Genomic DNA, 20,593 nt, shown 5'->3' on the forward strand with positions numbered 1-20,593 from the left:
ATGGCAAAACAACTTTCATCTCACAAGAAAGATTTGGGCGGTTTCTCGGTAAGCCGAATAATCCCGCACGTTGAGGCAAGAAGTATAGGCCCGTTTGTATTTGTTGATCATATGGGCCCAGCGCACTTTCCCGCTGGTTCTGGCATCAACGTTAGACCTCACCCACACATTGGACTTGCTACCATTAGTTATCTGATGGAAGGCAGTATGCTGCACCGTGACAGCTTGGGTACTATTCAAGAAATTCAGCCGGGCGATGTGAACTGGATGACCGCGGGCAAAGGCATTGTGCATTCTGAACGTGAAACCATTGAAACTCGTGGTAGCGACCATGTGTTAAACGGGCTTCAGTGTTGGATAGCACTCCCTGAAGAAAAGGCAGATATGGAGCCCAGCTTTATTCATGTAAACAAGGCTCAGCTGCCCTATATTCATAGAGAAAAGGTACTTATGCGCTTGATAGCAGGTGAAGCGTATGGCTACACCTCGCCAGTAAAAACCTATTCGTCTATGTTCTATTTGGACGTTATCACCGAGGCAGGTGCTGCTATTGAGCGCCCCTGTGGCGACTCACAAACAGCCTGTTATGTCATTTCGGGGCACGTCAAAATAGGCGAAAGCACATTTGAAGCGGGTTCATTTGTACTGCTTGATGATGAAAGTGAGATTGTAACGATAGAAAACAGCCGCTACTTTTTGTTAGGCGGCCAAAAGTTAGCGAAACAACCCATTTTAAAATGGAATTTCTTGGCCTATTCAAAAGAAAAGATTGCAGAGGCTGAGCAGCGCTGGGCAAATGGGCAGTTTCCAACGATACCAGGGGACGACCGCGAGTTTATACCTTTGCCATAACCCTCTTCAGAATTGCGTTAAAAGCTAAAAAAGAGCAGATATTCCCTGCTCTTTTTTGTGCTCATTTGGCTATTGTTCCGTGTGACAAACACTCCTTTCATTATGTTATAATATAACAATGCACACAAATTTAGGAGAATACCTTGTCTAGTTACACTTCTTCTGCCTTGCCCGATATCACACACGAGTCTTCTTCTTTTTCCAGCTCTCGGATTGACGCGGTTGGTATGGAAGGTATTGCGATACCTCTGCATGTTCAGGATAAAAAAGGCAACGTCATTGCCAGCACTGCAAAAGCAGACGTAACAGTGAGCCTTGACGATAATCATGCCAAGGGCATTCACATGTCGCGACTGTATAATTTACTGCAAGAACACCTTAGCGATAGGGTGCTTGGCAGCATACAACTGAGTGAGTTAATGAATGCATTGGTATCGTCTCAGGCAGGGCTGAGTACATCTGCAACACTCTCTTTGCAATTTACACTTACCCTATCAAGACCAGCTCTTATCAGTAAAACTGCGGGCTATCAGCATTATGATGCCGCACTTACATTGAAGAGCAATGAGGGAAAAACTCGAACACAGCTACGTATCAGTATTCCCTATTCAAGTACGTGTCCTTGCTCGGCATCGTTATCAAGACAGGCGCTAGCTGAAGCATTTCAGGCGCAGTTTGAAAACAAACCGCTTGATACAAATGTGATCCGCGAATGGCTTGCTTCTAAACAGGCGAGCATTGCCACGGCGCATGCGCAGCGCTCATTTGCACATATTACGCTAGACTTGATAAATAACACGGTACCAGATTTTGTGGATATTATTGACCTAGCTGAAAATACGTTAGCGACACCACTACAAACTGCGGTAAAACGGGAAGATGAGCAAGAATTCGCTAAACGAAATGCACAAAACTTAATGTTTGTAGAAGATGCGGTGAGACGACTACATGATGCGCTGTCTACGTATTCTCACGCCACCTATTTTCATGTCAAAGTAGAGCATCAAGAAAGTCTACATGCGCATGATGCTGTTGCAGAGATAAGCGGTGCAATTAATTCACACTAGTGCGCCCAATACAGCATTGATACAGCAGTCATACAGCAGTGACAAACCATCAATTCAGTTAAGGAAACTACGTTGACGTTAACATCTTCACATTCAAATTTAGTGCGCGCTTTAGTAGCAGCCGGCGTTGTAGCAACAATGGCAGCATGTACAAGTACAACTTCGACTTCACTACAGGGCCCTAAAGAAAGCCCTTCTCTTTCCACCGCTGTGGTATATCAAACAGAAAGTAAAGAGTACCCATTGTTAAGTCAATTTGTATACGCACAAGCTATCGACGCACTCCCAACTCAATTTAATGCCACAGACGTGGTGGTAATGGATGTGGATGAAACGGTACTCGATAACAGTCAGTATCAGCGTGAACGAGAGTCACAAGGTTTGGGTTATTCGCCGTCAAGTTGGGAAGCGTGGGTAAAGCGCAAAGAAGCCACGCTTGTGCCTGGTGTGGCTGAGTTTTTAAAAGAAGTCATTGCACGCAATGGGAAAGTTGCACTCATCACTAATCGAGACAAACGCCTAGATCGCTACACATGGGAAAACCTATTGGCGCAGTCGCTACCGTTAACGCCTCAAAACACCTGTGTGATGGGAAGAGTTCAGCAAGATAAGGACGCTGTTGGGCAAACAGGCATTGTGAACGACAAAGACTTACGTAGACAGCAGCTCACCAATGGTGAGGCGGTTTGCAGCATCGACCATGCCAACCGTGAGTGGCAGAAACAACATGCTATCATCATGCAAATAGGTGACAACATTGAAGACTTTGCCGGTGTTACCCAAGAGTCTGCTGACGTTGATGCACTTTCACCTCAAACGGGAACGTCACTGTTTATCTTACCCAACCCTATGTATGGTTCTTGGTAGCAATAATCGCATCGAAGGGCACTTCAAACGAAAGCGCCCTTCGAAAAACAATAGAATCTAATAAGGTAAGAAGTTAAATGCGTATTCTAATTTGGTTTGTTTAACATTTGCCGCGCCAAAATTAATCATGCCAATACGCGCCAACAATTTCTTTTCAAGCGCATCGTTGTTGAGTTCACTGCTAATAAGCGTGACATCCGACAAGCTACCATCTGGCTCTATAGTAAGGCTCACTGTTACCTTACCTTCAAGCGCAGGATCTTGACGCAGTGCACGACGATACAATGAATACACGGCACCTTTGTTGGCATCTAGTGTCTTGCGGATGAGCTCTATATCACGGTCGCCCACTATTTGGCTTTCTTGCACTACACGCTTGCTCGCAAGCGACGCGGCGCCCTCTTCAGGTGCAGAAAATTCAGTGGTTTTCCTGCCCGCTAATTCACCACGAGCTCCAATATTTTGGCTGATTTCTGCGTTTTTCAGCCCACCACTTGTGGTGGTTGCGATCTCTTGACCAATCCGTTTGCGCGAGGTTTGTTCTTGCTTACCCGCCCCTTCAATGGTTTGAGTATTGGCCATATTATTGACATTCATGTCGTTGCGCATGCTGGCAATGTCATCCGCAAAGGCAAGCAAACCGGTCTTTTTAGCATTTTCACGAGCTTGGGCGACCTTTTCTTCTTGGGTCACTTTTGGCACTGGTGGTGCGGGTTCTGGCTTAACCTTTTTGGGTTCAGGTTCAGGTTCTGGTTTGGGCTCAGGTTTAGGCTCTGGGGGTGTTTCAACGACTGGAGGCTTCTCTTTTACTATCGGTTCAGGCTCTACCACCGGTGGAGGGGGTGGTGTCACAGGCTTTAAAATTCTGGCCAACTGTGGGGGAATCGATTCTTTTTCTTCACGCGTTTGCTCTGGCAATTGTACCCACTGCACAACAAGCGCAAACATCAGGGTTAGACCTAAGCAAGTATAGGTAATCCGTGAAAACGTTTTGTTGTCATTGTCACTTGATGCCCAAGGTAATTGGGTTTGATAGTAGCTACTGCTCATACCTCACCCTCGCTACTTAGTAGTTGCTCAACAGCTAATGACACATCGGTATAACCTGCCTCGGCACAGGTGTACATCACCTTTTTAAGCACTGCATAAGGCACAGATCTGTCACCCATAATGGTAATCGCTTGGCCTGCGGCATCGCTTTGCGGCGCTGTTACTGCCTGTTGCATCACCGCATTTTTTTGACGTTTTTGGTTGTGATACTCAAGTTCTTTTGCCAGTGCTGAAATTGTATCTTGGTTATCTTGAAGTGCGCTGTCTACATCGGTCACTTTCTTCCCTTGCAACACAATAGCGTCGTTATTCACAAGTATTAACAAGGTTTCTTTCGCGGGCGTGTCGGATGTTGACTCTGGTAAGGTGACCGATTTATGGTTATCCAGCACCTGCACATCTGATGCATTTAGCATTAAAAAGAACACCAAAATTGTGAAGATATCCATTAGTGACACTAAGCTAAGCTTTGTTTGTTTTGAGTTGCGCTTATGATTGCGCGCCATACGTTTAGCTCGTACTGACTGCTTCATGGCGTCTCCCCTTGTGTCGCACTGTATTCAGGCTTTTTAGCCTGCGACCAGTCAATTTGTGCCATGTGCTCAGGCACTTCTGCAAATGACACCTCGGGAAAGAGCGCAGCATCAACCACAGAAGCTGCTACTACGTCTTTGTAAGAGCGTGTGCGCGATAACAGCGTGATCAAGGTTTGATAGTCAACGTTATCTGACACCATCAATACAATGTCTTCTTTTTGCGTATTCTTGGCCAGTAAGGTTTGCTTCAATTGCTTAAGAACTTGTTGTAACCCATCCCAGTCTTGCACTATCTCACCGGTATTTGCATCTTCCAATACCGGTAACTGCGACACTAGATATCCTGACGGAAAGTACACCGCACTGCCTTGTGGAGTTACCACCAGCTCAATGTGTTGTTGCTCAATGCTTTCCCCCTCACCAAGGGCACTCAGGTCCGGTAGTTTTAGCTCAACTACCGTAATTCGCGAGAAAACCATCATCATTAAGAGCACGGGAACCAGAACAATCATTAAGTTTAAGAATGACGTGATATCCAGTTCAGCATCCGCTTTTTCGAGGCGTTTACGTCTGCCTAACATAATCGATTACTCGTCAGATTGGCGGCTTCGTGGCGCTACCGAGCTTTTCGCCATTAGGGCATTCAGACACTTCACCCCAGCCATTTCCATGCTATCTACAATTTCTGTCGTTTTGGTTTGCAATACCGAATGAAAACCCAGTAAAGGAATTGCGGCAATAAGGCCAAATGCAGTGGTGTTCATCGCAACCGAGATACTTTGTGAAAGTAGGCTCGCCTTTTCGGAAGGGTCTGCGTTGGCAACCGCTGAGAACGCAGCAATAAGACCGATAATAGTACCTAGCAAGCCCAGCAATGTTGAGATATTCGCCAGCGTACCTAAATACGGTGTACGTTTTTCCAAGCGAGGAATCGTTTCCATCAGCCCTTCTTCCATCGCATATTCAATATCTTCACGACGTGGACTAACTTGAAGTCGCGCAATACCAGCGCCAATCACGCGGCTAATAGGCGCACTGTCTTGTTCGCCCATTCGGCGAATTTGATCGTATTTTTGTTGGTGTAATAAAGGTTCTAACTCAGCAAAGGCGCGCTTATTGGTCCGTTTCGCTGATGATAAGAAGAAATACCGCTCTATTGCGATGGCTACGCCCATGGCAAGAACTACCGCAATGGGGAACATAAATGAACCGCCTTCTTGAAAGAAACGCACAATAACATCGAAGACCTGCATGATTTTTCCTCTTTAACAATTAACAGCGAAAATAGTGTTCGCTACATAGTGTTAGTTGTATCGCATTCTTGCGGTCTATAGGTTATCTAGGTCACCACATCGTTGGCAGAATTAATACCTAACGCGTTCTTACGGCGCTCTATTTTTGATTAGTAAGCGCTTGCTTACCAAATTGCTTAGAGAGCGCCATTTTGCGTAAAAACTGCGTTCTTTCAAGGGGTGTGGGAGTAGCTTGTTGTGGCTTCCAAGACAATGTGCCTTCTATATTGCGATGAGCGGGTAACTGCCAAGGTACAATACTTAATACCCTAGGCTGCTCTTTGTCACCGCGAATCGTTGCCTCAAGCCGCAAAGGCGCATCATCACTTTGCACTTCTTGTGCTTTCATTGGGGGAACATGACCAACGGTGGCAAGCACCATCATCAAAGCAACCAACTTTTGATATTTATTCATCGCTGCTTCCTCTCGCCGTGGCTGGAATTTGACGGTTAACATCCGCTATCCAGCGCTCGACTTGCTTAACCAAACGCATGTCCACCTGCTGGTCGGCTTGGGTGTCAGGGTAGCGTAGCAATGCGTAGTAATTACCGTAATATTCAAGGGCAGACACCTTATCCCCCACATACAGATCAAGCAAGATACCTAGGTTATAATGTGCATTTTGATAGCCTGGCCAGGCCTTAATCGCATTCAAGTAGTACTGCTGTGCCTGCTGAAATTCGCCATTTTCTCGCGCTAATGTCCCAAGACGGTTTAGTGCATAATAGTTGTATTGGTTACGGTCAACAGCTTGGGTATAGTGTGCTATCGCCAAGTTGTTGTCCTCCAACGCGCGTGCGATATCACCAAGTAATACCCACACAGCAGATGGTGAAGATGAAGGCTGAGGTGAAGGCGTCGCGGTAGGATCAGCCTCAATAAGTCCTTCGGCAACCTGTCTAGCTTTGTCAAACTCTCTATCGCCAAAGTGGTCAAGAGCAAGGTTGAAACGCGCCGCTTCTTTTTCAGAAAATACTCGCTTGGTCGCGGTATAGTAGTTTTCAGAGCTACGTAGCTGCTGTGCTAAATGCGCATCTTGCGATACCTCACCGGTGTCTTTGTCGGTGGTATTGACCACATCTTGGTTTACATCACTCGTTTCACCTAGTGATTGATGTTCATTCACCTGAGTTTCAGAAGGTGTGCTTGTACAGCCACTTAAACTTAAGCCAATCACCACCGCTACAAGGCAACAAAAGGGATTAATATGCTTCAACACTGAGCGCCTCCACTTTTTCTGTCTTGCGATAACGGTTTGGCATTAACGCTGAGAGCTCAGCAAAACTGGCCTTAACCCATTCATCATAAACCCCGTCCCAACTGCGTTTAGCGTTTACTTCATATACCTGCATAGCCTGTTCCTCGAAAGGGTAAGCTTGCTCTTCCAGTAGCAACTCATATTGTTCTAGTTCTAGCGCGTTTAAGTTGCTCGGGCGTTGTGAGGCCATTAAGTCGTTGGCAAGTTGACGGTATAACGCACCTAACTGATGATTTGCCACTGTTGCGTATTCTCTTACCTTGTATGACAGCACTTTATTGTGTGCTTCTACGGCTTGCGTTAACGCTTTTCGTTTTTTCGTCAAACTGGCTTTAAGCGGCTGGGTTAACTTTATGCGGTTAAACACGTATTTCGCATCTTCGGCAAACACCATGGCAGACATAGCGGCCAATGTTTGAGAACGCGGTGTTGCGTTGTCACCAGCACCATCATGCCCTTTTATGAGCTTATCAAGCCAAAAACGGCGCTTGGCATCCTCCCCACTTTGTTTATAGAACTCACTCATAATAAACCTCACCTCCATCACCGTATCAAAAGGTGCTGGGTAAGCATGCGCGTAGGTTCTATAAGCGGGTAGCGATGCCGCGCGATTACCCGCCAACTCAAAATACTCTGCCGCCTGCAATAGGGCTTCTCGCCCTGCTTCGGTAATTTTGTTGCGCTCATATTGGTCATAAAGCACGTTGGCAGCGGCTTGCCATTGCTCGGTATTCTCGTACACGAACAACCGCTTCCCTTCAATTGTGGGTGTAAGTTCGTGTAAAGGAAAACGTTGCTCGAAGTCTTCAAGTAAGGCTTGCGCTTCATCAAAGCGTTCAAGCGTCATCAAGTAGCTGGCTGCATCATATTGTGCATTAACGCGAATATCGATATCTGGCGTATTGCGCATTAGTCTGGTTAAGTGAGTAACTGCTTGAGATAAATCATCTTGCCCTACAGCAGCTTCTGCCTGCTTGAACATGCTAATAGCATAGTTTCGAGTCAGCGTTTGTGTGAGCGCATCTTGTTTAGCGACACCCCATTTTTGGGTATCGGCAAGCAACATGGCATAGGCTGTTTCTGCCTCAACATAATGCTTCAACCCAAACAAACTATGGGCTTTCACTAAGAATGCGGATAGGCGCACTTGCTCATTAATACTGCCGGTGGTGCCACTAGGAGGGTTGAGTAACCAATCGCTATAGGACAGTGCTTGTTCAAATTGCGCTTCGTCAAAGGTTTCTTGCATTAACGTTTGCACTACCGGTACTACTCGGCTATCGCGACTAAACGTTGCGATAAATCGTTGCTGACTTTGTCGCTGCTTTGCTTTTAACCCTTGCAAAGACGTATTAGCTACTTCGTCTGAAAGCGCTTTTTCTGAAAGTGCCTTAAATGCAAGTAACGCGCTGTATGCACCATCACTGGCTTTCTCATGGTCACTGAATGTGTACGCGAACGCTTCATAATGTGTGATCGCATTTTCATACTGCGCTGACTCAAAGTAACTCTCTGCTAAATTGAATTGCATTTGCGCAACAAGTTCATCGTCAGGGAACATATCAATAAAGGCAAGATAATAACCTTGAGCTTTGGCGTATGCGGCACTGACCTCTTTGCGTAATGCATCCTCACTAAGGCCGCGCAGTGTTGGTGTAAGCGTATGTCGTTTTGTGGGAGTGTTAAGTTGCTGCGCAAAACTGTGCTGTGTTTGCGCTAACTCTCTTAAATACTGATGAAGATAAGGTCTTGCATCCTGCTGTACATAATCTGGCAAGGTCGCATACTGACCTGTTGTGGCGCCAAAAGTGTCTACAAAGCCTGCTTTTGCACTTAGTACCTCACTGGGGAATTCACCCAGAATAAAGGCGTCTATGTGTTTAACATAAAATGCTACTGCCTCAGGGTGTGCAGGAAAATGGCTTGCAAAAGCGTGGTATGCCTCGGCGGCATCCAGGTAGCGATCATTATCTAAGTGCTGCTGCGCAAGTTCGTTGTAAACCAAATAGCTATGAGGTTGGTTACCCCGTACGTTATAGAAATCGACGATAGCTTCACCGTTACCGCGATAAGAAAACAGCGTCGCCATCATGCGTAAACTGTCTTTCACTAGTTTTTGCTGACCTTTAGACAGCTGTGCCATATCAGGTAATACGGGAGCAGGTAACACGGAAGTTGATACCGCCTGTTTCTGCAGCGTTTCATCACTAAAGCTTGCCAATAGCATGCTATCAAATGAAGTTAGTGCCTTATCGTAGGCTTCCAATTTATAGTACGCCCACCCTTGCATATAGGCCGCCATAGCATAAAAGTTGTTGTTCTCACTGCTAGCGAGCACTTGTGCATAAGCATTGGCTGCTTTGGCATATTCTGCCTGACCATAGAAGGCCTCACCCTGCCTAAACCACGCTTCCGGCGCGTGCTGTGATGCGGGGAAAAGCTCTAGCAACACGTTTAGCACAGCCACGCTTTGTTCGCGTTCGCCCTGTAAGTCATAGGCTCGCGATAACTGATAAAGCACGGCTTCTTTTGACGCTTCATCGGGGTACTTAACCAAGATGTTTTGATATGCGCTTATCGCATTTTGATAGGTGCCCCCCGAAGTGCTGGCATCAATAGATACTTGGCGCTCTTCGGCCAATAGCATTTCTACATCAGCTAGTCGCAATTCAAGCTGCTGGGCAAGCTCTCTCTCTGAAAACTGCCCTACTAACTCTGCATAACCATCGCGAATTTCGCTTAATGCGGCGGGTTCAAGTTGCGTTTTTTCTACCACAATGCGCTTTATACCCAAAGACGTGACTAAGGCGTTTTGAGCGCCTTTGGCTTGTTGGTTTTTGTCAGTCAAAGAGGTATACGCACAGCCCGTGATTAGCGCACTGGCAACAGCCATAGACAACAGGCGATGAACAGGCCTATTCACTTCTATTCTCCTCGTTCTCACCAACAATCGGCGCATTGCTATCGCCATCTCGCAGCTGCACCATAGCAAGCTGGCTTAGCGCATACTGCTCAGCTAAATACGCTTTGCGCGCCTCAATTGCGGCTAACGCCTTATCGGTAAGGGAAACCTCAACATTCATAATAAGCTGCGATGTTGTTTCTAAGTGAGTGTCAATACGCGCTTGCAGCGATTGAACGTTAGCGCGCTGTGCATCGGTAATGTTGGGTGTGGCCAGTAAGGTAGAGAAGTTGAGCTGTGCACGCTTTGCATCAGATAAACGCTCTGCCACTTCATCCAAGGCTTTTTTGTGTTGCCAACGCGCTTTAGGGTATTGTTCAGAAAGCTGCCATGCCAGTACGCCTTTTATACGCGCTAGACGTTCGCCGTAGGCCGGACGCACAGTGCGCTCTTTTGACACCCGCGCTAGGCGTTGCTCTGCATTTGATAACCGGTTAAGCCATGCTAATTGCTCTGCGTTAGCGAAAGTCGCTAACCCCGCCAGCCACATGTCATTTGTACTCTCACCTACAGGCAGATTGGTGTATTGCTCGGCAAGAGCAATGCGCTGCTCTAACGATGTAAACACCGCTTGTGCCTGTTTCAGTTGTTCCTCAGACTGCTGAGATTGATGATTGGCAACGCGCGCTTTGTGAGTTTGCTCTCGCTCATCAAGTAACACATCAAACGTTGTAGTTAGGTTTCGCTGCGCTAGCAGTTGACGCTGAATGTGATACAAAGACGTTAAATTTTCTAGCTGGTCTTGCCCTTGATTACCTGCATTAGTGGCTGTATCGGTAATTAGGTCCATCAATAAATCTTTGTGTGAAGCAGGCCAAAGTGATTGCCAAGGTGTTCTAACAGATGCCTCGTGTGTAGATACGCCATTAACTTGGTGTCGAGGAACTTGATTGCTTGTACGCATCGTTTCAGCTTGGTCTATCTGTAACGCATTCACGCCCAATGCCACGCTCTGCCAATATCGCTCTTGTTCTATCTGCCTTGAAAGTAGTTCTAATTCATCAATAACAACCGTTAACTTGGCAAGGAGTAATTGCAATGTAGCGTAAGCTTGCACCTCACCACCTTGCTGGGCATAACCATATGCCAGCGCATGCGTTGCTTGCAGCGTGTAAAGATTGTTGTCTTGCTCAGACAGGAAGCTCCACACGCCCATGACCAAGGGCCAGTCGCCAGATTGCGCCAAACCCCACCCATAGTGCAGTAATGCCTCATCGCGAATAAGCGATTGTTCGCTCCCCTTTTCTGATACTGTGCTTTGGGCAATATCGGCTTGTTGAGCGTGCTCGTCATTGGCATATATGTCAGTGTCGATAGCGTCAAACACACCGATTGCTTGCTCTTGTTCACCGAGCATCAATAAGGTTTGACCGCGCGCTAGTAGTACTTCATTAAGTAACGCGTGAGTCTCGTGTTTTGTCACACTCTCATCACGCTTATCTTGCCACCAATTTAACCATGAAAACCAACCGCTAGCGCTTATCTCGCGTTCAAGTTCCTTTGATAACGCATAGGCCAACTGCTTAAAGCGCTGATCTGCCAATGCGTAATCGCCGCGCTCAAAAGCACTCACCGCCTCGTTATAACCAAGGTACTGCCGCGCGATATGGCTTTCAGGTAAAACTGCAATAAAACGTTCAATACCTGGGTGTGCAGCATTGGCTATATTGTCGGTAGACCTGGCTCCTTTAGTGATTGCCATAGACGCCTGCGCAGCCTCATAATTTAATTCGTACCACTGGGCTGGTGTCAGCAATTCATCAAGCTCGCTATCCGATGCTTCAAGGCTTGAAACAAACGCATTGTAAGCATCTAGCCCAGCTTGCAAGCCGTTAGATGAACCATTAGAGCCAAGTGCTTGAGAAAAGTTAAGTCGGGCAAGCCAATACCACGCCAAAGGACGCTGCCCGTCTTGTAACGATTGAGCTTGTGAAGAGAGCTTTTGCTGTGCGAGATGCGGCATGCCAAAACCCAGTGCAACGCCCCCCTTTAGCAGACTTAACATATCAGCGTGTGTCGCTGCTAGATTGTTTTGCACAACACTGTTTTCGGCTCTTTGTTCCACCATCGCCATTTTACTGAGCGTGGTAAGCGCGTCATCAACGTAAAGCGAGTACACCACTTCACCCAATGCTACATCATGTCGTTTTTTTAGCGCTTGCTCGCTTACCGGGTCCTCATTAGACGAAGCGTATTCATCCGCACTGTAAGTGGGTAATGTCATAAGCAAGCACACCAAAGCACACAATGCAGGCCATTGTCGTAAACGTATCATCACCGAGGCTGTGGTTGAATGGGTGAACTGCTTCTTCATACTCGGCGCAACCTAAAGGACAGTAGCAGTGAATTCGGGCTGGTGTTTGGCACTTGAATCAGTAATTTTGAGCTCTACAGCCTGGGCATCATCATCTTTTTCAAATGCCAAAGTGACGGCTCGCTTGTACGGTCGATTTTCAGGTCCAATACCGATAAAAAAAGCCGTAAGTTGGTGGGCACCTTGATTGACATTGCCCATATACAAACGCTGCACACCACCGCGTTTTAAGGCATTTACCTGACGCTCGGTATACAGATAATGTGTGGCTGTCTCGTCGTCAATAACAAGCTCTACCGCATCAAGCTGAAAGTACACACCCACATCAAGCGACAAGTACACCGCAACTTGTGTACTTGACGGAAACAGTAAGTCTTCCTCAAGAATGAACAAATCTCGATTGAGATTAATCAGGGCTTTTTTGAGGTCTTCGATTTGCGTATTCAGTGGAACGTGTTGATCGTTATTTACCGATACACTTTCTGCTTTCGCTGCAAATGACGCAAGGTTAAGGAAAATGGCTATCACAAGTGCAGCTATCATTGCGCAGTGCCCCGCACCTATTCGTGCGATAATTGAGGGTTTAGAAGGCTTGGTTTTGGCTTTGTGGAACATTTTCGCTCCCTCCCTAATACCAAATTGACACATAAGCGCGTATCACGTTGGCAGAAAAGCCGAACAAGGCTTCTTCACCCACTTCACCACCCGCTGTTGCGTCGCGGAAATTGTCGTAGTCGAACTGCATGTAGTCGTATTCAAGGTTGAATGTGCTTTTTTCCACATAGCTGTCTGGTGAGAATGCCCATTCATAGGTCACCCCGACACCTGCTGCAACGCCTGAATAGGTTGAGAGCTCTTTGTCTCTTGCCATGAAGGTAAATTCGTCTGCACGATTAAAGATGTCTTGATAAAAATCGGCTTGATCTTGCTGGTACAAACGCACATGAGCATCAACGATCCACGCTTTGCCAAATGTATGTACATAACCCAGCTTAACGTTGGTTGCGCTAACGCCCCACGTGTCTGAGTAATAACGCACATCACCATAAATACTGGCGCGGTACGGCAAATAGTAATTGCCATTTAATGAAAAAGCGTTGCTGACCCGTGTATTGGGATACACTTCGGTGGTAAATGAAAAGCCTCTGGCACTGTCTGAATCAATGTAGCGAATAGCGCGATAAGGATTGTTTAAGTAACCTTCATCTGAAATATTCTCAGCATTAAAGCCAACAATTAGATTTTTGGTTACCACTTGCGTTAGACCAAACCCAAATTTTTGACGTGTAGCTTCTTCCAAAAAACTTTCATCTCCGCGGCGGCGAATTTCATCCTCACCACGAGAATAACTTAAGGCTAAGGTAGTCAGGTCGCCAAAGAAGTCTTGACTAAAACTAAGATGGTAGGAGTTCGCTTCAAAATCATTTTCACTGGAATTAGTGTAACTGACGTTCATCAAGGTTTTATTGTGAAGGAAGTCGGCACCTACTGTGGTTTCGGTGCGCTCTTCGCGATATTCACTGGCTTGTGCGCGTACATCAATTGAGGCGCCAGAAATCGTATCAACGTAATAGTTAGCCGACAGCGACACTTTGTTGCCAATTTTTTTGCGCAACAGTACCGAAGGACCATCAATCGTTACACCATCACCTGAATAACTGTGATACATCGCATCAGAGCGGTCTTGAGGTAGCACTGCCGAATATGCACAGGTAGTCACTAAACTTACAAACAGCACAGGCAGCGCAAGCATTCGCTGCCATATTTTAGCGTTAGTTGCAGCCACAACCGCCTCCTGCGCCACCATCAGCGCCTCGCGCGCCTTCACGTGCTTCAAATACGTGCTTGATGTAGGCAGTCGCAATCGGGTTTCGGTTAACACTCATGATAGGGTCAGCAAGATGACTTCGCTCGTAAGGTTTTACCCACGGCTCTATGTCAGATAAGTGTTCCAGTGTGCTTACGCAACCGGTGCTCAGTAGTGTGCTACACAGCGCTAAGGCGCTCATCTGAATGGGCTTCTTCATTGCTATTCTCTCAACAATGACTTGATGGCTTTTTCGTAGTGCTTCTCATCGCCAGACTTGTAGCCTTTGTGAATAAGTCGCGTATTGCCATCTCTATCGATCATAACAGTGGTAGGCATCGCTGAAACATCGTATAGCTGGCTTACTTCACCCTCTGGGTCGTAAAGCACTGGAAATGACACTTCTATATCTTTTAGCAGCACATTAGCTTTACTTGAATCGTCATCAACATTGACACCAAGCACGGTAACGCCCAAATCGGCATATTCCTGATACAGTGACTCAAAAGCAGGCAGTTCCTCGCGACAAGGGCCACACCACGACGCCCAGAAGTTCACTATAACGATATTGCCCACCTCTTCACTTAAGCGATGATTGGCACCGTCTCTACCTTTTAGCGTAAAGTCAGTTGCAGGTGTATTGAGTGCAGGTTCAGCCGCTCGCGTTGCCGTGGTCAAAGCCAGTCCCAGCAAGATAGTGACACAGGCGATTAAGCAAGAAATTGAGTCAAAGTGTTTTATTTTCATAGCATTCTACTCAGAAAAAGTAAGTCGCACCTAGGGTGTACTGAATGTTGTGAGTGTCTTTCTCTTCACCAATAATCTCACTGTTGAAGATACGATCGCGCACGTCTAAACGCAGTGCAAAGTAATCGGTAATAAGCACGCGATATCCCGCGCCCAAACTCAATGTAAATTGACTTTCGCCTCCAAAGTCGGTGCTACCGCCGCCTACAGTGACAAAAAAGTCGGTATTAAAAACCGTATTTTGAGTAACGAAGAGTTCACCATTAAAGTTGTAACCCACTGATAAGTCGTAATAACGGTATTCGCGCTCTTCTTCAGTGAGAAATGGCGCACCACCAGAGAGGATCTCAAAGCTTGTTTCGCCGGCATCAGCTTGTGCATACGTTGCTTCAGCGAAGATATTCTCAGTAATGTGATAACCCAAACTGACGCCAACAATCGATGAACTGGAGAAGTCTTCAATACTCACCTGACCTGCAAACACGCCAATTTCGACGTTTTCACTGTCAATGTCGGCTTCGCGTATATCGCGACGTTCAAGGTTTGGTTCGATAATGGGGCCTTGTTGTGCAACGGCACCAACTGATACCACTAAAGCGGTAAAGCTCATCAAAAGAAGACGGATAGACCTAACGTCCATAGATTCAACTCCTCAAATTCGTCACGCTCGGTTAATGCCGTTAAGCGTTTGTATTCCGCGCGAACTACAAAGTTGTTTTGTAGGTAATAACGCGCACCCACTCCTACTTCGAGGAGGTCATTAGTTCTTGACTCAGCACCGCTTTGCACAAGCGTAGCGCTAGGTTCAGTTCGGATTTGTCCGGCACCTAGACTGAAGTAGGGCGATAAACGCCACTCTGGAAAGGTGTAATGTTGAACGCGAACAAGCCACATTCTGTTATCAGAGAAGTCGCCTAGTGCTTGCGTGGCACTGATTTCAGCGGCGATATTGTCGGTGAGCACCCATGCGGCACTGATGGACATAGCAGTTACATCTTTCAATTTGCCAGCGTGAACACCAAATTCCCATGTACGATGCTGATAGCCTTCAAAATTACTTTGCGCGATCAACACCTCTGCATTATCTAAATGTAGCGTGGCCGCAAGTGCTGTTTTGGCAATCCAACCTTCTTTGCCATCAGACGTACGCACTTTGTACCACCCCGTATGCGATTTCAGCACGGTAATCACTTCATCTTTTTTGATGGCGTGAAAAATAGGAAAGGCTTGAGCGGGCCCTGTATGCATGTCGGCATAAGGCTCAACTACTTTCACAACAAGCTCGTCTGCTTTTGCATCGCCACCTAACGCACACAAGCATGTCGAAATAAGTACTGTTAACACCGCTGCAACCAATTTCATGTACTTAGTCCTGCGGCGCATCAAACGGATTGTTGTAGTATTGGGCACCTAGGTCTAACCATTCGGCCATTAACTTCAACTCAGCATCACTTAGCCAATTGGTGTGTGAGCCCGTTTCAAATAAAGTGAAAAACCGCTCGCTTGCCAAAGCACTTGACGCACGAGCAGAGGGAGCAACAGGTACTGTCACCATGACAACAATAGGATTGCCTTCAGGGTCGAGGATCAATTCACCATCCTCGTCCCTTTCAAAAATAGGGTTGCCGTTGCCATCAACAGCTTCTACAAGTCTATCTAGCAATACGCCATCCACTAACTCAACTTCAGCATCGGTGAAAAGCAGTTCGCGATAGCCCGTAAGTTGGTCTGGATTATCAAGCGACACTTGGTTTGTTAAGTCGAGTTGCGCAGCGGGTACTTGGGTAACGCCGTCAGTGTCTGTAGGCGTGTGACAGCTGATACACGTGGTATCACTTACAAGCATACCCGCATCATCAAAAGTGCGGCGGTCAACCTCAAACAGTGGCTGTATATGGTCTGGGTAGTTAATCGTAATACGGCACAAGCTGGTCCAGTTTTGCGCGCAACTTTGCGAGATAGGAATAGCCGATTGCATATCGCCGTAAGCGTAAGCGAACGCATCAGAAAGAGGGGTATTTTGAGGGTTGCTCCATACGTCTTCATAGAGAATGTCAGCCAACGGATACGTTGCCCCTAAAACGCGACTTTTCGTTTGCGCCATGGTTTCACCCATATCAGCAAACAATGCAGGGTTGGCACCAGGGTGAGCCACACCTGTCGACGGTGCACCTAAGTTGATAGACGGGTACTCGGCATCAAGTCGCCCGTGCGGTAACGTACTATCTTGCGTATGACAGCCATTACAGGTTTTAACCTCACCGGGAACGAGTTGCACCCAATTGTCGTGGCGAGGCAAAACGCGCTTGCCTTTAACATCAAGAAACTCGAATGACAGAGGAATATTCGCAGGTAAATCAAGCAGAACCGAACCATCTGGTTCAACGGTCGAATAACCAATAATATCGCGCATCAACAAATTGCGAGATGGACCAAAATCACTACGCTCTACATCAATGACTTCATCATCGGGAATAGATACACTTTTTACCACGCGTACAAAGCGCACTGGGCGTTCACTGGCAGCGGTTAAACTCGGGTTAGCCATTACCTCTATACCATTTGGTGTTACGTCATCACCTGCAAAATCATAAACACTGCGAATATGAATACGGCCAAGACCTTCGCTTGCCAGCGTATCATCGTAGTTTTCACCGGGGGTGTAATCAGCGGGAAACCCACGTTGCTCCATCGACACGAGCTCGGTATACGCAACACCCTCTTGTGGAGTCGCAATAACTTGCTGTGTATTGGTTTGTGGGTCGTACATCCATAGGCCATATAGCAATGGTGCAGCTTCAATGTTTTCATTGGCAAGCAAGGCGTCGCTGCACGGCAAAATAGTACGCGTCTCGCCTTCCGCTACTTCTTGCTCTGGGTCGTAAACGCGGCACTGACTCCATGCAAATAACTGACGATTGCTGCCGTCAAATAACGGATAAAGCGCGCCTACATAACCGCCTGCAGAAATAGGGGCATGGGTATCAATATTGTCGAACAACGCGGCAGTTTGCCCAGGCTCAGAAAGGCTATCGCTAGAGGCGATTGGCGTGTTGCTATCAATATACTGTTGTACGTCTATACGATAGTAATTTCCGCCCAGTGTATCGCGGGTGTACTCACGAACAGCGGCCAACACGTCGCCATCAGGCGTAATGCGGCTTTGCACAAAATGGACATTATCTCCATTGAGTTCATGGCTGTGACGACCATACACAATTTCTAGTTCGCTACCGTCTGGGTTCATTTGATACAGGTGCATACCTTTATCACCAGCGGCCTGATCCCAACGCGTAAATAGGATTTTACCGTTGGGCATCACTAACGGGTCAATATCATGGCTTTGGTTAAACGAAATCTGCGTAATGTCGCTGCCATTCGCATCCATTACATGCAGCACCGATGCTTCTACGTTTAGGCTTTCTTCCAATGCAGAGTACTGCGCTTTGCCTTCATCGATTAAAATGGCTTGGTTAGTGCGCTGTCTCGTAGAGCTAAATACAATTCGTCCATCAGGAAGATAGACAGGGCTAGTGTCTTCACCAGCTTCGGCCACAATATCAGAAGCAATAACGCGGCGAAGCTCGTCGGTGCTAATGTCGTATTCCCAGATGTTCCAAGTGGGCTGCTCGTCCTCATCTGCCCCTTCAATTTCAGGTGCGCGCATGGCAAATAGCAGTTTAGTGCCGTCGTACGACACTTCAATATCTTTTACATCATATAGCGGCGCAGCATCTTGTGCTGTATCGCCATCGCTAAATGCGCGGTCTGTAATATTTATTTCAGCACTGCTAACCGCGGCGCGCGCTTTTATATAAAGTGCTGCACCTGGTACAAACTCGGCAGGGTTACGTAAATCGTTGACTACGCGCATGCCTTCTTCATCAATAGGCAGGGTACGTTTTACAAACGCGATGGGAATATCAACAACAACCGGGTCGGGCTCTTCGTTACTTTGAGAAACCACAGATTCACCACACGCACTCACTAAAGTAGCACTTAGCAGTAACGCTACTGCACGAAGGGCTGACTTTTTCGTCGAGCTATGTAGTGAATTAAATACCATTGTCATCATACCTCAGAGTAAAAATGGCGCGATAAAGGGTTTTAAGCCATATCAGCATTTCACTGAGAGCAAAATGTCACAAGACTGCAGGTTATATAAGGGGATGCGTTTTCATACCTGACATAACAGACACAGGAATGACTTACTTCTAATTTTTGGTGCAATAACGACAACAGACTGAAAAAAGTCGAGGGTATGGGTGTGACAGTACGCGGCTACTTATTGCTGAGGGCTAACCCCACACAGTAGACAAGAAAAAAAGCCGGTACTTTAACCAAGTTTCAGAGACTTAGCGCAGTTTTTGGTTTTTTTAATGTTGTCACCTAAAGGTTTGCTTTTCACTACTTATCAACCGCGACACTTTACACTTAGTTATAAGTTTTAAGACCTATAACATTTTATGAGTATTTAACTGTAACGGTGCGATTGGTTTCATTTGTCATACTGCGAATGACAGGATCACAGACCGTGCGAAATTTTCTCAGCCTTTTTTCTCCGTTACCCAATTTTTTATATTCCGCTTGGCCATCAGGTTCGTTAAGGCCTCGTGCTTTACAGTTCGGTATCAAATACACCCTTTGGGGGTTAGGGCTTTCTGCTGCACTTTCTACTGCACTTTGCGCTAACGCAAACGCAGGCGCGCGAGAACAAGCTGCACGTATGCACGAACGCCTTGTCGGCGTGCCTGCTTCTGAAACTGTGCTTAATACTATGCAAAGCCATATCGAAGCTGGAGATGCCCGAAGTGCAGCATACCTTGCGATGGAGAATCCCGCTTTTTACAACGTGACGGTGAAAACCTGGGTAGCGCCCTGGACCAATGAAGCGTTCGATAAATTTGAGCCTCTCAATGATTACATGGCAACAGTAATCGGCATGGTGAGGGACGATGTTGATTTTCGCGAAGTATTAAGCGGTGACATTTTATACGTCGGCTCACCCACATTGGGGTTACCACCTTATAGCACGAGCAATAACGATCATTATTTGGCTATGGAAGACGCCGTAACCGATTTACATGCACACCTTGTGAGTACCACACAATCGGCAACAACCTTCCTACCCGCAGAGGCTACTGCAGGTGTTATGACTACCCGTGCAGCCGCCAAAGCCTTTTTCAAAGACGGAACTAATCGTGCCATGTTTCGTTTTACTCTAATGAACCATATGTGCACCGACTTAGAAGGGGTTGCCGATATAACCCGTGCACCAGATCGCATTAGGCAAGACGTAAGCAGAAGCCCGGGTGGCGATAGTAGGTTATTCCACAACAACTGCGTAAGTTGTCACTCTGGTATGGATCCTCTTGCCCAAGCGTTTGCTTACTACAACTATCAATACGATGTAGACAACGACCCAGACGGCGAACGCGGCGCGCTGCAGTACAACGCTCAAGGTCAAACAGATCCTGTCACGGGTACTCGTGTTCAAGAGAAGTATCGCATTAACAGCAACAACTTTATTCACGGCTTTGTGACACTTGATGACGGTTGGGACAACTATTGGCGGGAAGGCCCCAACTTTAATCTTGGTTGGTCAAACGCCCTGCCGGGTTCTGGGAACGGTGCTAAATCGATGGGACAAGAACTGGCGAATAGCCAGCAATTTGCAAAATGCCAAGTTACAAAAGTGTTTGAAGAAGTGTGCCTTCGCAAACCTCAAGACAGTGACGATCGCACTCAGATTAGCGCTATGCAATCTCAATTTGCAGCGTCTGGCTATCAAATGAAGTCTGTGTTTGCTGATGCGGCAAACTACTGCAAAGGAGAATAAT

19 protein-coding genes are annotated in these 20,593 nt (G+C 46.8%); 4 read left to right on the forward strand and 15 right to left on the reverse strand.

Annotated features, from left to right (window positions below; genetic code table 11):
* The 3 genes from OZ660_RS18410 (at position 1) to OZ660_RS18420 (ending at position 2,786) form a co-directional block, all read left to right on the forward strand.
* Positions 1-852: a pirin family protein gene (locus OZ660_RS18410; RefSeq protein WP_274741944.1), complete on the forward strand. Its 852-nt coding sequence runs from the start codon at positions 1-3 to the stop codon at positions 850-852.
* A gap of 143 nt (positions 853-995) precedes the next feature.
* Entirely contained in the window at positions 996-1,919 is a 924-nt protein-coding gene (gene folE2, locus OZ660_RS18415; protein ID WP_274741945.1) for a GTP cyclohydrolase FolE2, read from the forward strand.
* Between the two features lie 72 nt (positions 1,920-1,991).
* Positions 1,992-2,786, forward strand: coding sequence for a 5'-nucleotidase, lipoprotein e(P4) family (locus OZ660_RS18420; protein WP_274741946.1), 795 nt, complete (start codon positions 1,992-1,994; stop codon positions 2,784-2,786).
* 57 nt (positions 2,787-2,843) lie between these two features.
* On the opposite strand, the gene OZ660_RS18425 is transcribed toward OZ660_RS18420, so the two are convergent.
* The 15 genes from OZ660_RS18425 to OZ660_RS18495 all read right to left on the reverse strand — a co-directional run bounded on the left by OZ660_RS18425 (position 2,844) and on the right by OZ660_RS18495 (position 18,819).
* The gene (locus tag OZ660_RS18425) at positions 2,844-3,836 is read right to left on the reverse strand and encodes an AgmX/PglI C-terminal domain-containing protein (protein WP_274741947.1); all 993 of its coding nucleotides are present in this window, start codon (positions 3,834-3,836) and stop codon (positions 2,844-2,846) included.
* Positions 3,833-4,369: an ExbD/TolR family protein gene (locus OZ660_RS18430; protein WP_274741948.1), complete on the reverse strand. Its 537-nt coding sequence runs from the start codon at positions 4,367-4,369 to the stop codon at positions 3,833-3,835. Before OZ660_RS18430 ends, OZ660_RS18425 begins: the two co-directional genes overlap by 4 nt.
* Positions 4,366-4,953: a biopolymer transporter ExbD gene (locus tag OZ660_RS18435; RefSeq protein WP_274741949.1), complete on the reverse strand. Its 588-nt coding sequence runs from the start codon at positions 4,951-4,953 to the stop codon at positions 4,366-4,368. The genes OZ660_RS18430 and OZ660_RS18435 overlap by 4 nt, the downstream gene beginning before the upstream one ends.
* A gap of 6 nt (positions 4,954-4,959) precedes the next feature.
* Entirely contained in the window at positions 4,960-5,625 is a 666-nt protein-coding gene (locus OZ660_RS18440) for a MotA/TolQ/ExbB proton channel family protein (RefSeq protein ID WP_202262810.1), read from the reverse strand.
* 139 nt (positions 5,626-5,764) lie between these two features.
* Positions 5,765-6,079: a hypothetical protein gene (locus OZ660_RS18445; protein WP_274741950.1), complete on the reverse strand. Its 315-nt coding sequence runs from the start codon at positions 6,077-6,079 to the stop codon at positions 5,765-5,767.
* Positions 6,072-6,884 (reverse strand): tetratricopeptide repeat protein, encoded by an 813-nt coding sequence (locus OZ660_RS18450; protein WP_274741951.1) that lies wholly within the window; start codon positions 6,882-6,884, stop codon positions 6,072-6,074. Before OZ660_RS18450 ends, OZ660_RS18445 begins: the two co-directional genes overlap by 8 nt.
* Positions 6,868-9,846, reverse strand: a complete 2,979-nt coding sequence (locus OZ660_RS18455; RefSeq protein WP_274741952.1) for a tetratricopeptide repeat protein — start codon at positions 9,844-9,846, stop codon at positions 6,868-6,870. Before OZ660_RS18455 ends, OZ660_RS18450 begins: the two co-directional genes overlap by 17 nt.
* Complete coding sequence (locus tag OZ660_RS18460) at positions 9,839-12,199, reverse strand: hypothetical protein (protein ID WP_274741953.1); 2,361 nt, start codon at positions 12,197-12,199, stop codon at positions 9,839-9,841. Before OZ660_RS18460 ends, OZ660_RS18455 begins: the two co-directional genes overlap by 8 nt.
* A 12-nt stretch (positions 12,200-12,211) precedes the next feature.
* Positions 12,212-12,814 carry a hypothetical protein gene (locus tag OZ660_RS18465; RefSeq protein WP_274741954.1) on the reverse strand — a complete coding sequence of 201 codons (603 nt, stop codon included), beginning with the start codon at positions 12,812-12,814 and terminating at the stop codon, positions 12,212-12,214.
* A 13-nt stretch (positions 12,815-12,827) separates the two neighbouring features.
* On the reverse strand, positions 12,828-13,985 hold the full coding sequence (locus OZ660_RS18470) for a DUF3570 domain-containing protein (RefSeq protein WP_274741955.1): 1,158 nt from the start codon (positions 13,983-13,985) through the stop codon (positions 12,828-12,830).
* Positions 13,972-14,226 carry a DUF4266 domain-containing protein gene (locus OZ660_RS18475; protein ID WP_202262814.1) on the reverse strand — a complete coding sequence of 85 codons (255 nt, stop codon included), beginning with the start codon at positions 14,224-14,226 and terminating at the stop codon, positions 13,972-13,974. The genes OZ660_RS18470 and OZ660_RS18475 overlap by 14 nt, the downstream gene beginning before the upstream one ends.
* Before the next feature lie 2 nt (positions 14,227-14,228).
* On the reverse strand, positions 14,229-14,753 hold the full coding sequence (locus OZ660_RS18480) for a TlpA disulfide reductase family protein (protein ID WP_202262815.1): 525 nt from the start codon (positions 14,751-14,753) through the stop codon (positions 14,229-14,231).
* 10 nt (positions 14,754-14,763) lie between these two features.
* Positions 14,764-15,393 carry an outer membrane beta-barrel domain-containing protein gene (locus tag OZ660_RS18485; RefSeq protein ID WP_274741956.1) on the reverse strand — a complete coding sequence of 210 codons (630 nt, stop codon included), beginning with the start codon at positions 15,391-15,393 and terminating at the stop codon, positions 14,764-14,766.
* Complete coding sequence (locus OZ660_RS18490; protein ID WP_274741957.1) at positions 15,363-16,115, reverse strand: SH3 domain-containing protein; 753 nt, start codon at positions 16,113-16,115, stop codon at positions 15,363-15,365. The genes OZ660_RS18485 and OZ660_RS18490 overlap by 31 nt, the downstream gene beginning before the upstream one ends.
* A 4-nt stretch (positions 16,116-16,119) precedes the next feature.
* Positions 16,120-18,819: an HzsA-related protein gene (locus OZ660_RS18495; RefSeq protein ID WP_274741958.1), complete on the reverse strand. Its 2,700-nt coding sequence runs from the start codon at positions 18,817-18,819 to the stop codon at positions 16,120-16,122.
* Positions 18,820-19,287: 468 nt separating this feature from the next.
* On the opposite strand from OZ660_RS18495, the gene OZ660_RS18500 reads away from it, so the two are divergent.
* Positions 19,288-20,592 carry a hypothetical protein gene (locus OZ660_RS18500; protein WP_342455334.1) on the forward strand — a complete coding sequence of 435 codons (1,305 nt, stop codon included), beginning with the start codon at positions 19,288-19,290 and terminating at the stop codon, positions 20,590-20,592.
* Position 20,593 lies beyond the last annotated feature (1 nt).

It is taken from the genome of Alteromonas sp. 009811495 (genome assembly GCF_028865455.1).
Taxonomy (GTDB): Bacteria; Pseudomonadota; Gammaproteobacteria; order Enterobacterales; family Alteromonadaceae; genus Alteromonas.

What these genes read in the sequence shown, in the direction of transcription:
- OZ660_RS18410 (WP_274741944.1), top strand. Translation starts at nt 1, where the DNA reads ATGGCAAAACAACTTTCATCTCACAAGAAAGATTTGGGCGGTTTCTCG.
- OZ660_RS18425 (WP_274741947.1), bottom strand. Translation starts at nt 3,836, where the DNA reads ATGAGCAGTAGCTACTATCAAACCCAATTACCTTGGGCATCAAGTGAC.
- OZ660_RS18430 (WP_274741948.1), bottom strand. Translation starts at nt 4,369, where the DNA reads ATGAAGCAGTCAGTACGAGCTAAACGTATGGCGCGCAATCATAAGCGC.
- OZ660_RS18435 (WP_274741949.1), bottom strand. Translation starts at nt 4,953, where the DNA reads ATGTTAGGCAGACGTAAACGCCTCGAAAAAGCGGATGCTGAACTGGAT.
- OZ660_RS18440 (WP_202262810.1), bottom strand. Translation starts at nt 5,625, where the DNA reads ATGCAGGTCTTCGATGTTATTGTGCGTTTCTTTCAAGAAGGCGGTTCA.
- OZ660_RS18445 (WP_274741950.1), bottom strand. Translation starts at nt 6,079, where the DNA reads ATGAATAAATATCAAAAGTTGGTTGCTTTGATGATGGTGCTTGCCACC.
- OZ660_RS18460 (WP_274741953.1), bottom strand. Translation starts at nt 12,199, where the DNA reads ATGAAGAAGCAGTTCACCCATTCAACCACAGCCTCGGTGATGATACGT.
- OZ660_RS18465 (WP_274741954.1), bottom strand. Translation starts at nt 12,814, where the DNA reads ATGTTCCACAAAGCCAAAACCAAGCCTTCTAAACCCTCAATTATCGCA.
- OZ660_RS18475 (WP_202262814.1), bottom strand. Translation starts at nt 14,226, where the DNA reads ATGAAGAAGCCCATTCAGATGAGCGCCTTAGCGCTGTGTAGCACACTA.
- OZ660_RS18480 (WP_202262815.1), bottom strand. Translation starts at nt 14,753, where the DNA reads ATGAAAATAAAACACTTTGACTCAATTTCTTGCTTAATCGCCTGTGTC.
- OZ660_RS18485 (WP_274741956.1), bottom strand. Translation starts at nt 15,393, where the DNA reads ATGGACGTTAGGTCTATCCGTCTTCTTTTGATGAGCTTTACCGCTTTA.
- OZ660_RS18490 (WP_274741957.1), bottom strand. Translation starts at nt 16,115, where the DNA reads ATGAAATTGGTTGCAGCGGTGTTAACAGTACTTATTTCGACATGCTTG.
- OZ660_RS18495 (WP_274741958.1), bottom strand. Translation starts at nt 18,819, where the DNA reads ATGGTATTTAATTCACTACATAGCTCGACGAAAAAGTCAGCCCTTCGT.